Origin of the sequence: Prosthecobacter sp. (assembly GCF_044222565.1) — a bacterium.
Lineage (GTDB): Bacteria > Verrucomicrobiota > Verrucomicrobiia > Verrucomicrobiales > Verrucomicrobiaceae > Prosthecobacter.
Map to the genome: position 1 here is coordinate 316,384 of NZ_JBGANA010000008.1, position 14,320 is coordinate 330,703.

At 61.8% G+C, this 14,320-nt stretch carries 11 protein-coding genes; 8 read left to right on the forward strand and 3 right to left on the reverse strand.

Translation table 11 applies throughout. The features are described from left to right. Positions 1-54: 54 nt before the first annotated feature. Both ACILSR_RS14470 and ACILSR_RS14475 read right to left on the reverse strand, forming a co-directional pair. The gene (locus ACILSR_RS14470) at positions 55-1,788 is read right to left on the reverse strand and encodes an Hsp70 family protein (protein WP_395750493.1); all 1,734 of its coding nucleotides are present in this window, start codon (positions 1,786-1,788) and stop codon (positions 55-57) included. After that, complete coding sequence (locus ACILSR_RS14475; protein WP_395750494.1) at positions 1,785-2,567, reverse strand: hypothetical protein; 783 nt, start codon at positions 2,565-2,567, stop codon at positions 1,785-1,787. The genes ACILSR_RS14470 and ACILSR_RS14475 overlap by 4 nt, the downstream gene beginning before the upstream one ends. Positions 2,568-2,677: 110 nt before the next feature. Here ACILSR_RS14475 and trpD point away from each other — a divergent pair, with 110 nt between their 5' ends. The 5 genes from trpD to ACILSR_RS14500 all read left to right on the forward strand — a co-directional run bounded on the left by trpD (position 2,678) and on the right by ACILSR_RS14500 (position 7,537). Continuing rightward, positions 2,678-3,715 (forward strand): anthranilate phosphoribosyltransferase, encoded by a 1,038-nt coding sequence (gene trpD / locus ACILSR_RS14480; RefSeq protein WP_395750495.1) that lies wholly within the window; start codon positions 2,678-2,680, stop codon positions 3,713-3,715. Positions 3,716-3,782: 67 nt separating this feature from the next. Then, positions 3,783-4,673, forward strand: a complete 891-nt coding sequence (locus tag ACILSR_RS14485; RefSeq protein WP_395750496.1) for a hypothetical protein — start codon at positions 3,783-3,785, stop codon at positions 4,671-4,673. A gap of 89 nt (positions 4,674-4,762) precedes the next feature. After that, complete coding sequence (gene gatB / locus ACILSR_RS14490; protein ID WP_395750497.1) at positions 4,763-6,232, forward strand: Asp-tRNA(Asn)/Glu-tRNA(Gln) amidotransferase subunit GatB; 1,470 nt, start codon at positions 4,763-4,765, stop codon at positions 6,230-6,232. A 135-nt stretch (positions 6,233-6,367) separates the two neighbouring features. Beyond that, positions 6,368-6,520: a small basic protein gene (locus tag ACILSR_RS14495; protein ID WP_395739030.1), complete on the forward strand. Its 153-nt coding sequence runs from the start codon at positions 6,368-6,370 to the stop codon at positions 6,518-6,520. Between the two features lie 9 nt (positions 6,521-6,529). Beyond that, the gene (locus tag ACILSR_RS14500) at positions 6,530-7,537 is read left to right on the forward strand and encodes a pseudouridine synthase (protein WP_395750498.1); all 1,008 of its coding nucleotides are present in this window, start codon (positions 6,530-6,532) and stop codon (positions 7,535-7,537) included. Here the strand turns inward: ACILSR_RS14500 and ACILSR_RS14505 are convergent. After that, positions 7,419-8,336 carry a diacylglycerol/lipid kinase family protein gene (locus ACILSR_RS14505; RefSeq protein WP_395750499.1) on the reverse strand — a complete coding sequence of 306 codons (918 nt, stop codon included), beginning with the start codon at positions 8,334-8,336 and terminating at the stop codon, positions 7,419-7,421. The two genes, ACILSR_RS14500 and ACILSR_RS14505, sit on opposite strands and share 119 nt — an antisense overlap. A 110-nt stretch (positions 8,337-8,446) precedes the next feature. On the opposite strand from ACILSR_RS14505, the gene ACILSR_RS14510 reads away from it, so the two are divergent. The 3 genes from ACILSR_RS14510 to ACILSR_RS14520 all read left to right on the forward strand — a co-directional run bounded on the left by ACILSR_RS14510 (position 8,447) and on the right by ACILSR_RS14520 (position 14,269). Further along, positions 8,447-10,183: a molybdopterin-dependent oxidoreductase gene (locus ACILSR_RS14510; protein WP_395750500.1), complete on the forward strand. Its 1,737-nt coding sequence runs from the start codon at positions 8,447-8,449 to the stop codon at positions 10,181-10,183. A 50-nt stretch (positions 10,184-10,233) separates the two neighbouring features. After that, positions 10,234-10,755, forward strand: a complete 522-nt coding sequence (locus ACILSR_RS14515; RefSeq protein WP_395750501.1) for a hypothetical protein — start codon at positions 10,234-10,236, stop codon at positions 10,753-10,755. A gap of 82 nt (positions 10,756-10,837) precedes the next feature. Further along, positions 10,838-14,269 carry a hypothetical protein gene (locus ACILSR_RS14520; protein WP_395750502.1) on the forward strand — a complete coding sequence of 1,144 codons (3,432 nt, stop codon included), beginning with the start codon at positions 10,838-10,840 and terminating at the stop codon, positions 14,267-14,269. The last annotated feature ends 51 nt before the right edge of the window (positions 14,270-14,320 follow it).

A 14,320-nucleotide genomic window follows, 5' to 3' on the forward strand; every position in this document is an offset into this window, starting at 1 on the left:
ACGATCATTCGCGGGGAAACGTAGCTGGCGGCTGATCTATTGGGAATCAAAAAATCAAATCAGACCGCGACGGGCGAGAGATTCCTCCATGGCGCGGTCGATCAACATCACGGCGAGCGACTGGGTGGCGTCATCCAGCAGCTGGGTGGCAGCCTTGAGGGCCTTGGCGTCGTGATCCTGGGAATCGAGCAAGGCACGGACAGCAGCGGCCTGGCTTACGACTTCGGCTTTCTCCTCGGCGCTGATGGCATCGCCCAGCTGGGAGAGCGCCGCATCCACGGCGGGCAGAAGCTCCTCGGCCTTGAGCTTGGCTTCAGTCCAGATGCGTTCGTTCATGTCTTCGAAGGCGAAATCAACGCTCTCGGCGATCATCTGCTCCACGCGTTCATCGGCCACATCCACGGCGGTGCCGCTGATTTCCAAGGTGGTGTCCTGATTCGTGGAGGTGTCTCGGGCGAGCACGTGGAGGATGCCGTCTGCGTCGATGCTGAACTGCACACCAACTCGCGCGCTGCCTTTGGGGCCGGCGGGGAAGGGGACCTCGATGCGGCCCAGCTCCCAGTTGTCCTTCGCGAGTTCACGTTCGCCCTGGAGAATGCGGATGAGCATGCTGTCCTGATTGGCCACCGCATTGGTGAACATCTCGCCGGCCTTGGCTGGAATGGTGGTGTTGCGCGGGATGATGATGTTCATCAGTCCGCCGAAGGTTTCGATGCCGAGGGAGAGCGGCGTGACATCCAGCAGCAGCACCTGTCGCAAGCTGCCGCCGAGGATGCCCGCCTGAATGGTGGCACCGAGGGCGATCGCTTCGTCTGGGTTCTGCGAGGTGTTGGGTTCGCGGCCGAAAAGCTCGCGCACGTAGTCGCGCACCAGCGGCATGCGGGTGCTGCCGCCCACGAGGATGACTTCATCCAAGTCTTCAGCTTTCACACCAGCATCACTCAAGGCACGCAGGCAGTGGATGCGAGTTCGCTCAATCCAGGGGCGAGCGATTTTTTCGAGATCGGCGCGCGTGATGTCGAGTCCGTTGAAAGAAGCGGACTCGTCCGTGGAGAGGCGTTTTTTGACCGACTCGGCGGCTTCGAGAACACGGATGTCGTGGGAGGGAAGAGACAGTTTTTGCGCGATGAATTCGGCGAGCAGGCGGTCGATGTCATCGCCGCCGAGCTGGGTGTCTCCGGCGGTGGAAAGCACCTGGAAGGTGCCGTCGCGCATTTCGAGCACGGAGATGTCAAAGGTGCCGCCGCCGAGATCATAGACGGCGATTTTCTGGTGCTCGCTGAGTTTGTCCAAACCGTAGGCAAGAGCTGCAGCCGTGGGCTCGCTGAGAATGCGCAAGACTTCGAGTCCCGCGAGCTCGCCAGCACGCTTCGTGGCGTTGCGCTGGGCGTCGTTGAAGTACGCGGGCACGGTGATGACGGCTTGAGAGACCGATTGTTCCAGCGCGCGCTCGGCCACCGCTTTCAGATGTTTTAAAATCTCCGCTGAAACCTCGACGGGTGATGTTTTCAGCTCGCTGAGAGAATACGGTGGCGACCACCCAGCCTCACCCGGACGGCGGCCGATGAGGCGCTTCACCGATGTGATGGTGCGCGTGGGGTGCAGCGCGCGCTGGCGTAAAGCCACAGCCCCGACCGCGATGCTGCCATCCTGAGAGATGACCACGGCGCTGGGCGTGCTGCGGCTGCCGTTTTCATCGGCCAGGAGGATGGGAAAGCCGCTGTCCACCACGCCAACGAGAGAGTTGGTGGTGCCAAGATCGATGCCGAGGATGGGACGGGTGTTCAAGAGGGGGCTGCAGGGTGGGATTGAGAGTCCAGGCGGGCGACGGCGGCATGCAGAGACTCCCGCAAGGCGCCTTGCGCGAGGATGGCGATGACGTCAAAGGGAACGAGTTCGTTTTCGCAGTCCATCACATTGTCCATGTAGGCGTCGAAGACTGCCAGGCCATCTGAGGGGCGGAACCAGGCCCAGGAGCGGATGAAGTGAAAGCCGCGTTTCATGAACCAGTCAGCCATGGAAGAGGGCGTGGCCGGTGTGCCTTCAAAGACTGGCTGCGAGGTAACAGCCTGAAGCCGTCCGTGACTGTAAACAAAACCTTCAAGACGATTGAGAACGGGATAGTCCTCCCGATTCAACTCGTGCATCAGATGGGTATTCGAGAGAAGCAGGCGCTCAAAATATTCCAACGGTGTGGCGGGGCGGTCTTCAAACCAATAGCGCACGGGCTTGTGCCGGGTGGTGGCAAGCGAGGCAGGGAAGATGCCCCACCCCGGGCCTTTGGTGATTTTGTAGATGCGGGTGGGCTCATCTTCACGATGAAACAAGTTGTGCTCGCGTGTGCCCGTATCGGCAATGGGAGTGGGGACCCACGACTGAACCCACAAGCCCTTATCTTCCGCCCATTGGACGAGGGCCTCTACTTGTCGATGTTGCTCGGCACCCAGCGGATTTTTCGCCCCAGATTCCGCTCCACCATCGACCATAGCTCCTCCGCAGACTTGGATCGCTTCCGTGAGGAGGAGGTCTTCGGGGTGGGGGCTGGCTGCGACGGGGGATTGAGGCATGTCTTCAGGGCTGGGTCGCGACTGCTCATGCAGAGAGGTTAGGCTAAATCGTTGCAGTTCGCAATCGCTCAAGTGATTGCCAAAAAGCGTGGCCTCGGCCAGACTCAGGCATGGAAGACCTCATCGCCTCAATCAAAGCTGGAACCCACCTCGACGACGCCCAGACCGCGGAGGCGGCGGCGCAGCTGGTGGATGCTGCCGTGACGGCCTCGGCCAAGGCGGATTTCCTGCGGGCCCTGGCGAAGAAGGGTGAGACGCCGGCGGAAATCGCCATGTTTGTGAAGGAGTTTTTGAAGCTGGCGGTCGATCCGGGGATTGACCGGGCGAAGCTGCCGGGGCCGATGCTGGACGTGGTGGGCACGGGCGGGGACCAGCTGCATCTCTTCAACGTTTCGAGCACCGCCATGTTCATTCTCGCCGCAGGCGGTGTGTGTGTGACGAAGCATGGCAACCGCGGCATCACCTCCAAGGCAGGCGGTGCGGACGTGCTGGAGGCGCTGGGCATCAAGATCGACCTGCCGAAGGAAAAAGTGGTTGCGGGCATCGAGAGCATCGGGCTGGGGTTCTTCTTTGCACCGCTGTATCATCCCACGTTCAAGGCGGTGGCCGAGGCGCGCAAAATGCTGGCCGCGGAAGGGCAGCGCTCCATTTTCAATGTGCTGGGGCCTCTGCTGAATCCAGGACGACCGGACTACCAGCTCATCGGTGTGTTTGATCCAAAGCTGACACGGGCGTTTGGCGAGATCCTGGTGCAGCTGGGTCGCAAAGGCGCCTGGGTGGTGCATGGCACCGCGGCGGACGGGCAGGGCATGGACGAACTCTCCACGCTGGGGGTCAATGAGGTGTGCCAGGTCGCGGAAGGGAAGCTAAGCATGACGAAGATCGATCCGAAAGAGCTGGGGTTTGGCAAAGCAGCTCTGGAAGATCTGGTGGGCGGAGATGCGACCGAGAATGCGCTGATCCTCGAAGGCGTGCTGGCGGGAACGATCAAGGGACCCAAGCGCGACATTGCTGTGCTGAATGCTGCGGCGGGTTTTGTCATCACCGGCAAGGCAGCGGACCTGCCCGCGGGCAAGGACTTGGCGGAGGAACTCATCTCTCGCGGTGCGGCGCACGCCAAGCTGCGGGCCATGCAGGACCTGATCTAGCGCTGAAATCCTGCAAGACAGGTGGGGAAAAGATGTTAAGATGTCCTAATAATCTTGTTGCCTGTCCATGCCTCACCCCAGTGAACTGCTTCAACATCTCCAGAAGGTGCCGCATACCACGCTGGCCACTTTCGCGGTTGTGGGCTTCTTCGCATTCGCGGCCGGGCTCGCGTTTGCGAAAGGGGTGATGCAGCAGATCATCAATGTGGCGACGCTGGCGCTGTGTGCAGGGGCCGCATGGTATGTGTACATGCACCGGGTGCTGATTTTTGGCGCGGCGGGCATGCACATGACGACGACGCGGATGGTCATTGCGTCTGTGATTGCGGCGGGGATCATGTTTGCCGTGTGCAAGGTGGGGAAGTACTTTCTGGCGGCCTTTGGCCTCATGCGATTGCTGGGCGGGCTGACGGGGTGGAAGGGGCTGATCGCGAGCCTCATCCCCTCCGGCATGCTGATGTGGCTGGGCAGCGTGGCCCTGCGCATCATCGGCAGCATCTCCGGCATGGAAAACGCGGCGGAAATCGTCAAAAAAGGCGGGGCGATCGAGAGCCAGGCGAAGTCCTTTTTTTACAGCCTGAGCCAGAAGATCGACAACAGCCCCGTCGGCGGTGTGGCCAAGTGGCTGGACCCGTATGACATCAAGCCGACGGCCAATCTGGCGCGCCTGCTCATCCTGTGGCCGGAGGGGACGATGTGGCAGCGCCTGGCCGCGCAAAGCCCGGCCACGGCCAATGCCCTGAACAACAAGATGGTCTATGATCTCGGCTACGATCCGGATGTGCGGAAGGCCATCGAGAGCAAGGATTTTGCGGGGCTGATGCAGCTGCCCAAGGTCGAGAAAGTGGCGAACCACCCTGACCTGCGGCCCATCTTTGCCAGCATGGAGCTGGAGCAGGCCATGGACTCCGTGGTCTACCGCCAGCCGCCGCCACCGCAGCCGGTGAGGATGTATTGAGCCGAGGAGCTGAAAAAACCGCCAACGGCACGTTGCCCCGGGCGTGGCTCTCGCTTTGATCTTCCGCCACTCGTCCTTTTCCTTTCCGCATGCCCAAATACATCGTCACCATCGGCCTTGAAGTTCACGCGCAGCTCACCACGCGCAGCAAGATGTTCTGCGCCTGCCCGGTGGAGTATGGGGCGGAGCCAAACACCCACACCTGCCCGACCTGCCTGGGACTTCCGGGGGCTCTGCCGGTGCTGAACGAGGCGGCGATCGAGAAGACCATCCTCACGGGGATGATGCTGGGCTGCACCACGCCGCCGGTGGTGAACTGGGACCGCAAAAACTATTTCTATCCGGACATGCCGAAGAATTACCAGATCACGCAGATGCCCTTCCCGCTCTGCCTGGGCGGTGGTGTGCCGCTGTATGATCTGGCCTATCCAAAGGACGCGCAGAAGAACATCGCCAATCCGGGCAAGGTGGTGAAGCTCACCCGCATCCACCTGGAGGAGGACGTGGGCAAGTCCACGCACTACGACAAGTTCAGCGCGCTGGATTTCAACCGCGCCGGCACGCCGCTGATGGAAATCGTGAGCGAGCCGGACATCGACAGCGCCGAGGAGGCCTTTGCCTACATCACCAGCCTGCGGCAGATCCTGATCTATGGCGGTGTCAGCGATGCCGACATGGAAAAGGGCAACCTGCGCTGCGACGTGAACATCTCCGTGCGTCCCGAAGGCCAGAAGGAACTGGGCACCAAGATCGAGCTGAAGAACATCAACTCCATGTCCGCCGTGCGCCGTGCGATCAAGGCGGAGACGGAGCGGCAGATCGATGTCTTGGAAGGTCGCAATCCTGAAAAGCTCGTGCAAAGCACCCGCCGCTGGGACGATGACCGTGGCGAGACCACGCTGATGCGCTCGAAGGAGGATGCGCATGACTACCGCTACTTCCCTGATCCTGACCTTCTGCCCGTGCGCACGGCGGACATTGTGGCCAAAATGCGGTCGCAGGTGCCCGAGCTCCCGCATGAAAAACGCGCCCGCTTTGAAAAGGACTATGGCTGCAGCGCCTACGATGCGGGCGTTCTCTCCAGCGAAAAGGAACTCGCCGCCTGGTATGAAGCCGCGGTGGCTGCGGACAAGGCGGTGCCCGCCAAAAAGATCGCCAACTGGGTCATCAATGATCTCCTCGGTGTGCTCAATGACCGCTCGCTGAACCTCTCCGAATGCCCGGTCAAGCCGGAAGCGCTGAGCGCACTGGTGGCCACGGTGGAGGCAGGCAAGATCTCCAACAATCAGGCCAAGGAAGTCTTCGCCGAGATGTTTGAGTCAGGCAAGCCTGCCGCCGAGATCATCAAGGCCAAAGGCTTCGAGCAGGTCAGTGACACGGGTGCCCTGGAAGCCATCGTGGAGCAGATCCTCGCCGCGAATCCGGACAAAGTCGCCGAGGTCAAAGGCGGCAACGAAAAAGCCATGAACTGGTTCACCGGACAGGCCATGAAGGCCAGCCAGGGAAAAGCCAACCCGAAGATGGTGACGGAGATTGTGCGGAAGAAGGTGCTGGGGTAGGCCTGAGTTTGGAGTGGCTGGCGAAAGCGGGCGGCTGTTGCCGTGATCGCGAACCGCGTAAAACCCCTTGCATCCCTCTCGCTGGCTGCTACCCTCGCCTCCCCTTTTTCAGAACACCAAGCCCTATTTAGAATCATGTCCCAGCATAGCAGCCTCAAGTCCTCCGGCTCCGTCGGCACCAAGCGCAGTGTCCTGAAGCGTGGTGAGCGCGTCAAGCTCCTCAAGGCCCGTGGCCAGTGGAAGGAAGGTCGTCTTCCGACCAACCTGCCGAAGACCAAGCCGGAATAAGGCTTTCCCGTGCGTCTCAACCGATATCTGAGCCAGTGCGGCGTGGCTTCACGCCGTGGCGCCGAGGAGATCATCCTCAGCGGACGTGTGTCGATCAACGGCCACATCATCACCGAACTGGCCACCCAGGTGCAGCCTGAGGACAAGGTGGTCGTCGATGGTTCGCCAGTGCGCACCGAGACGCCTGTCGTGCTCGTTTTGAACAAGCCGAAAGGCTACATCTGCTCCCGTGGCGACAAGCACGAGCGGATGACGATTTACGATCTGCTGCCGCTGAAGTACCAGAACCTGCATCATGTGGGCCGTCTGGACAAAGACAGCGAAGGCCTCATCCTCCTGACCAATCGCGGCGAACTTTCCCACCGGCTCATTCATCCGAGCCAGGGGGCTGAAAAAGAATATGAAGTGGTGGTGGACCAGGCCCTGAACCCCGAGGTGATGGCGAAACTGGTGAAGGGCATGATGACCGAAGAGGGGTTTGCCCGCGCGGAACGTACCTGGATGGACACGGACTACCGGGCGCACATTGTGCTCAAGATGGGCCTGAAGCGCCAGATCCGCATGATGCTGTATCAGCTCGGCTACGAGGTAACACGTCTGACCCGCGTTCGCATCGGCTGGCTCAAACTGCATGGCCTGGCCAAGGGCGCGTACAAAGAACTCACGCCCACAGAAGTGGAGCGCTTTTTCAAGGAAGAACCCGCCAAACCGAGGCTGGAGCGCAAGCCTGCGGGAGAAGACGACGGGATCGAAGATCATCGCCCCCCGGCACGGAAACGTGCGGCCGAGTCTCGTGGGCCACGCAGCTTCAAACCCGGCGCTGGCAAGAAGAGCGGCCCTGCCGCTCGCTTCTCCGAAGAAGGAGGAAAGCCCTCCGGCTTCCGGCCCAAGTCCAAGTTCAGCCCGCGCTCACGCTCAGGCGAAACGGGGCGGGACGAAAAACCACGGGGGCGCTCAGGTCCGCCAGCTCGCCGTCCAGCTCCACGGGGACCTCGCCGTGGTCCGTCGTCACGGTAAACTCGCTCGTCTGGATGTAGTCGAGATATTCGCACTCCTGGTAGCCGCCTAGGAGCATGCCACGCAGCAGCTGGATGAACTCCATGCCGCCGAGTCCGCGAAAGATCAGGAGGTCGAGCTTGCCGTCGGAGTTTGAAGCATCGCGGAAGAGAGGAAACGGGCCGCCATAGTGCCTGCCATTTCCCACCAGGACCACGGTGCCTAGAAGGGGCGCTTTGCCCTCGATCTGCACACTGAGCGTCGGCGGCGTGCGCATGAGCACGTTCACCGCGCTCATGACGTAGCTCAGAGGACCGTACTTTTTCTTCGCCTCCCAGGAGGTCTCCTGCACGATCTGGGCATCCAGGCCCACTCCGGCGAGCTGGGCAAAGTACATGTCATTGGCCATCCACAGGTCCACCTCGCGACGCTGGCCGGTGGTGATCTCCCGCCAGCAGCCTTCGATGTCACGGCCCGGAAGCTTCAGCTCCACAGAAAAAACGTTCATCGTGCCAAGGGGCAGGACGCCGAGCGCCGTGTGCTTTTCGCCCGGCTTGCGGCGGGCGTTGGCCCGGCAGATCCCTTGCAGGACCTCGTTCATGGTGCCGTCACCTCCGGCGGAGACGACGAGTTCATGATTTTCCGCCAGCTCCTCGGCGATCGCGGTGGCATCGGCAGGACCCTTGGTCATGTGGAGTTCCGGCGCAGGGGAGAGCTTGCGCAGCGTGTCTTCAAGGCTGGCAGCCTTGGTGCTGCGGGCGGCGGGGTTCAGAATGACCGGAATGGGCATGAGGGCGGCATTGATGGCACGTTGCGACAACTTCGCAAAGTCTCATGCCAGCCCGCTTGTGAAACTTTTCACAAATTGCGGTTGCCCCTCCGCATGCGGCTCCGATAATCCGGCTTAAGCCCCCCTTTTCCCCTTCGCTCATGCCTGCCCCCGCCGAAGCTCCCGCTCCTGTCGCCGCCCCGCCGCCAGCCGATCTCGTGAATGTGCAGATCGACGGCGTCTGGCACAAGTTCCCCAAAGGCATGCGCATGATCGAGGCGTGCAAGCAGGCCAAGCAGGAAGTGCCGCACTACTGCTACCACCCCAAGCTTTCCTCCCCCGGCAACTGCCGCATGTGCCTGGTGGAGATGGGCATGCCCCCGCGTCCCGCCCCCGGCACCGAGCCTGAGAAGGACGAGCACGGCATGCCAAAGATCGGCTGGATGCCGCGCCCCGTCATCGCCTGTGCGAACACCATCGCGGAAGGCATGGGCATTCGCACGCAGTCCGTCCTCACGCAGGAGTGCCGCAAAGGCGTGATGGAGTTCCTTCTCATCAATCATCCCCTCGACTGCCCCATCTGCGACCAAGCCGGCGAGTGCCGCCTGCAGGAGTTCAGCGTGGAGCACGGCAAGGGCGAAAGCCGCTTCCGTGAAGACAAGGTCAAGAAGCCCAAGAACGTCGATATCGGCCCGCGCGTGCGTTTGGACGATGAGCGCTGCATCATGTGCAGCCGCTGCATCCGCTTCACGGCGGAGATCGCCGACGAGCCTGTGCTCGGCTTTACCGAGCGCGGCAGCTTCACCACGCTGGCCGTTCATCCCGGCAAGCGTTTGGAGCATAACTACTCGCTCAATACCGTGGACATCTGCCCCGTGGGTGCGCTGACCTCGAACGATTTCCGCTTCCAGCAGCGCGTGTGGTTCCTCAAGGAGACCAACAGCATCTGCACCGGCTGCGGCCGCGGCTGCAACATGGAAATCGGCGCCCGTGGCGACACCGTCTATCGTCAGACCCCGCGCGACAACAACGACGTCAACTCCAGCTGGATGTGCGACAGCGGCCGTCTGGACTTCCACTTTGTGAACAGTGAGTTCCGCCTGACCGATCCGATGACCAAGTCCGGCGGCAAACACCAGATCGCCAGTTGGAAGGCAGCGCTCAGCAGCATCGCCACCGCCCTTGCCGGCAAGAAGGGCGAGGAAATTGCCATCATCGCCAGCGCGCGCATGACGAATGAAGAACTCTTCTTTGTGAAGCATCTCGCCGCGCAGCTCGGCACTAAGAATGTGGACGTCATCCCCCGCACCGGCGGCGCGGACAACTACCTTCGTGCTGACGACCTCAATCCGAACACCAACGGTGCCAAACTCATCCTGGGCATCGAGCCCGGCGCGAAGCTGGCCGAGATCACCGAACTCATGAGCCGTGGCCGCCTGCGGGTGGTGCTGGCCCTGGGTGAAAACCTGCTCAAGGTGGGATTCTCGCAGCGCGATCTGGAGAAGGTGCCCTTCATCGCCTCTCTGCACATCCTGGCCAACGCGAGCGCCGAACTCAGCGATGTGGTGCTGCCCGGCTCCGCCTATGCGGAAAAGCGTGGCAGCATGATCAATGTCACCGGCCGCCTCCAGCGCCTGAACAAGGCCGTCAAAATCCCCGGCAACGCACACGACACCTGGGAAATCCTGCGCGACCTCATCGTCGCCTGCGGCGGTTCCAACGGCATCCACACTGTGGAGGACGTCTTCAAGCGCCTCAGCGCCGAAGTGCCTGCCCTCAACGGACTCACCTTCTCGAAGATCGGTGATCTCGGCCTGCAGGTGCTCGAGACCGCCGAGAAGATCCCGCTGCTGGAGCGCGAAAAAGAGCGCAAGGCCAAGGGAATCATCGTCGGGTAAAATACCCGCATCTGCCTTTCCGACCGCGCTTTGTCATGAAGCCTTCCGCCATGCAGTCCGTTCTTGCGGGGCTGGTGGGCACCGCCCTGTTTGGCTGGGTCATGCTGTCGTTGTTCGTGCTCGATCCGCCCGGAAAGCTGACGGACTCGGATTTGAAAACCGTGTCCGGCAAAGTGGTGAAGGTGGAGAAAACGAAGGGCAAAGGCGGCGGAATGCTGGACCTGTGGCTTGCAGGGCAGGACGTGCCGTTTCGTGCCCTCGACGGACCCTATCCCCGCAGCTTTGACGCCGCCGTGCTGGAAAGCCTAAGGCCAGGGTCCGAGGCCCGCCTGAGCGTCCGGAGCGCGGACATGACCGCCCCGCGTCGCAACCTCGCGCAGAACCAGCTTTTCTATCCCTTCGTCGCTCTCGATGTGGATGGCAAAGCCGCGTTGAGTTTGGCTGCCTACAATCAGTGGTCGGTGGACAATCAGAAACTCGCGAAATGGTTTCTTCCTCTGATGTTTTGCGCCAGCCTGTATTTGTTAGTGGCTGGCATCAGGGCTCAAAGCACTCAGCCATTGGCTTACTGAGGTGTAGGTGTTGGGAGGTTTGATTAGTCAAAAATGAAGGGCGGACTCGCCAAAGATCAGCGGGTCATGTTATGTACGATGCATGCGCTTCCGCCATGTGCTTCTCTTTTCCCTCGGATCTCTCTGGGCTCCGATCCTCCACGGTCATCCGGCCGCTTTGGATGACTATCCTGAACGCTTTCCCGGCAAAACACTGCAGGCCATCCTTCGCGAGTGGGAGCCGCCGCCGGGGGAAAGGCAGAATGAAATCAATTTGCTGAGCCTTGTGGAGCAACTCGCCTTCCATTGGACGGAGATTCCCCTGGGCGAACTCAAACAGCGCACCGCCACAGTGCTGGAGGAAAACCGGAGTGGCGAGTACCGCAAACGTTTTGCCAACGCGCTCTATGACATGAGCGACCTGCTGTCGGCCGGAGAAGCGGGGCATACCGAGGAAGCGCAGGACTACCTGGACTGGCGGATGAGACACCTGAATACCGACAATGGTTTCTTTGACTCCCCACCCTCACGGCAATGGGGTGAAACTCCGCAAAAGGCCGAGGAGCGCACGCGGACGTGGGAGGCAGACCGCAGCAAGGAGATCGCAGATCTCAGCGTGAAAGCGGACACCGCCACGGTGGTCCTGCGTCCGCACTGGCTTGTGCAATGCGGTGCGGTCGAGTTCCGGCATCGCCAGTATCTCCAGGCCGCCGACTATTTTGAACGAGTGTGCGCCGCGTTTCCGGATCATCCGCGCGCGGAGGCGGCGATGCTGATGCTGGTGCGCGTCAAGTTTGATGAATGGAAGCAGTCACGCCAGCCATGGTCACCAGACCGCGATACCGCCGCGGAGAGGCGCCTGGAAGAGGCGGTGCGAGATGCCATTGCACGTTACAACCAGCGGTATCCGCAGGGCCGCTTTGCCGCGGATGTCATTGGCTGGGAGGCGGGCATGGCGCGCGAAAACGGGTATCTGGGTGCTGCGATGGAGGGCTTCTTGCAGCAGGCACAGACGGCAGGGCATCCGGAGATCCGCCGCCGTGCCTTTCAGCAGATCGAGTGGCTGCTGCGCGATTTTGTGGAGCATCCCGGCCAGCTGAGCGAGTACCAGTTTCCGTGGGAAAAAGTCGCCGCCGAACCCTGTGTGGCGCTGCGCCTGGGTTATTTTATGCTCGACTGCGAAAGCGAGGCTGACCTCGGTGCGGTCATGCGGCGCAGATCAGGTGGGGACCATCGTGTGCTGGAATCACTGGCGCCCGAGCTTGCAGCGGTGCGTGCTGCGGCGAAGCCGATGTGGAAGAGCTTTGATGCGGCGCTTGCCAGCAACGAGGAGGCGTATCGCGGAAGCAAGGGCGTCATTCGCGATGTGCTGCACGCGTGGTCCGCGATTGTGCGTGGTGAGCCTGGAGTTGTGGCCGGGCTGGTAAAGGAGCAGAAGCAGGGCGCGGGCGCGGACGATGCGCTGCTGGTGCGAGCGATGGCGCGGCTAAAAATGGGGCACGCCAGCGAAGGAATTCGCGGGCTGGAACTGCTGGATGAATCCTGCCCGCAGTCACCGCTGCGGCGCGGTGGTGTCCTGCGGCGTGTGGACGCGTGGCTGGAGCTGCACCAGCCCGCGGTGGCGATTTCCCTGCTGTGGAATGCGGACAAAGAAACGGCGGTGTGGAAGGAGGAGATCGAGGAGCGACCTCCGCTGCATTTGGATGGAGAAGTGCAGCAGCGCATGTCGGCCCTGCTGACATTTGCTCCTCTGGCCGAGCTTGAAAAAGCAGCGCTTGCCGATGGGGTGGCTCCAGGTTTGAAAACAGCGCTCCGCTGCGCCTTGCGGGTGCGGCATCTCAGCGAAGGGCACTTCGCAGAAGCTCGGCGCTTTGCAGAAGATGCCGACTTTGAAGACTGGCATGGCAGGCACCAAAACTGGGATGAGAAAGGCGAGGCGGCCGCAATTGCGTGGCGGGAAAGCGTCTCCGAATTGCAAACGTTGAACGATGCCGTGGAGAAGGCCGGAGGTGAGGCCAAAGCAGCAGCATGGATCGCGCTGGGAGCTGCCTGGGAGCAGCGCCTGTGGCGGCTGCTGGATGGAGGGATGCTGTATGCGAAGGAGGGGCTGGGCAGCGCCACTCTGCCGCCGCCGTCCTATGAGCTGCGGCATCACGCGCGCATCGTGGGCCTGAGCGATGCAGCGGCAGCGGCCATGCTGGATCTGAGGCAGGAGACAGCGCAGGCCATGCGCTGCTACGAAGAGGCGCTGAAGCTTGCCGAGAAGGGAAGCGCAACTTCGCTCAAGGCCATGCTGGCGCTTCACGCCGCGCTGCGCACACGGGCAGAGTTTTCCGCCTACTGCATGGATCGCTCGGTGGAGGTCAACGCGGCCGCGCGGTCCAGGGTGTTGCGCGACCGGATCATTGCCGAGCATCCCGGGACTGATGCAGCAAAGCAGGCGGTGGGGTGGACTTTCCGTCCATCGTACACAATGGGCGAATGGCAGCCCGGAGACTATGCCCTGTTTAACCGCGAAGTGGTGCTGGCGCAGATCCTTTCCGGTTATGAGCCGGGTGAAATGTGGGAGGAAAGACAGAGGGGAGAGGTGGCGCTGAAAAAGATCAAGGAGACCTTGAAGCCACTCTTTGATGCGGAGGCTTCGCACGTTGACTTGCATAAAACCATCGCCTCGCTGCGGCGGGAGATCCAGCGCGAGGCCACGGTGGCGAACTTCGGTGCGGTCTTCAACCACCTTGATGACCTGGACCTCATGGTCGCGGCTGCTGGGGTGAGTCCCGAAGCCCGCAGGGCCTACTTCGAGGGACGCATGAGCGGCCAGCCGATGGACGAAACCGCCGCCCTGTTTGCCCCGCTTCAGGACTTCGTGGTTTTTTGGAATGCGGCCGTCACCCCTTCGACGACGCCGCTGACGCAAGCCGAGCAGAAACTGCGGGAAGAAGACCCGGCACGTGGTACGCGCCAGCGCATCGCCCAGGCCCAGGTGTGCCGCATGCAGGAGTTCCTGGTGAAGTTTCCACAGAGCGTGAAGCGTGAGGCGGCGCTGGCCCGTCTGGCCATCAACTCGCTACGGCAGTCGCGCTGCCACTGCGGGATGACCCGCATCAACCAGGTCGAAGATGCCACAACGGCCTACGTTGGTTTTGAGATTGAGAGGGGCGTGCCGTTTGATCGCACCGCAGTGACTGCGGCGCTGGATGCCTATGATCGCGAATTCCCGCAGGGGAAGTATCACTGGGACGTTCGGCTCATGCGGGGCATCGCCTCTGCAGAAGCCAGGGACTGGTCCGCAGCCGTGGGCCATCTGGTGGCGGTGCTGGAAAACCGTGAGCAGCGCGGTCTGCATCTGGACGCCAGCAACAACCTGGGCGCTCTTTTCATGGAACTGCTCACCCCCGAGCAGCGACCGGCTGTGATGGGAGCGGTCAAATCCACGCCGGGAGCTTGGGAGAAACTCCACCTTTTCATTCACAGCCCCACCTGCGGCTGGCGGCTGCGGGTGCTGGAGGAATGGCTGGAGGCTCAGCGTGGGTGAGGTGGTGTAGGTATCTCCAGGCTCGGGATTAAGGGGCCAAGGGAGGCTTGC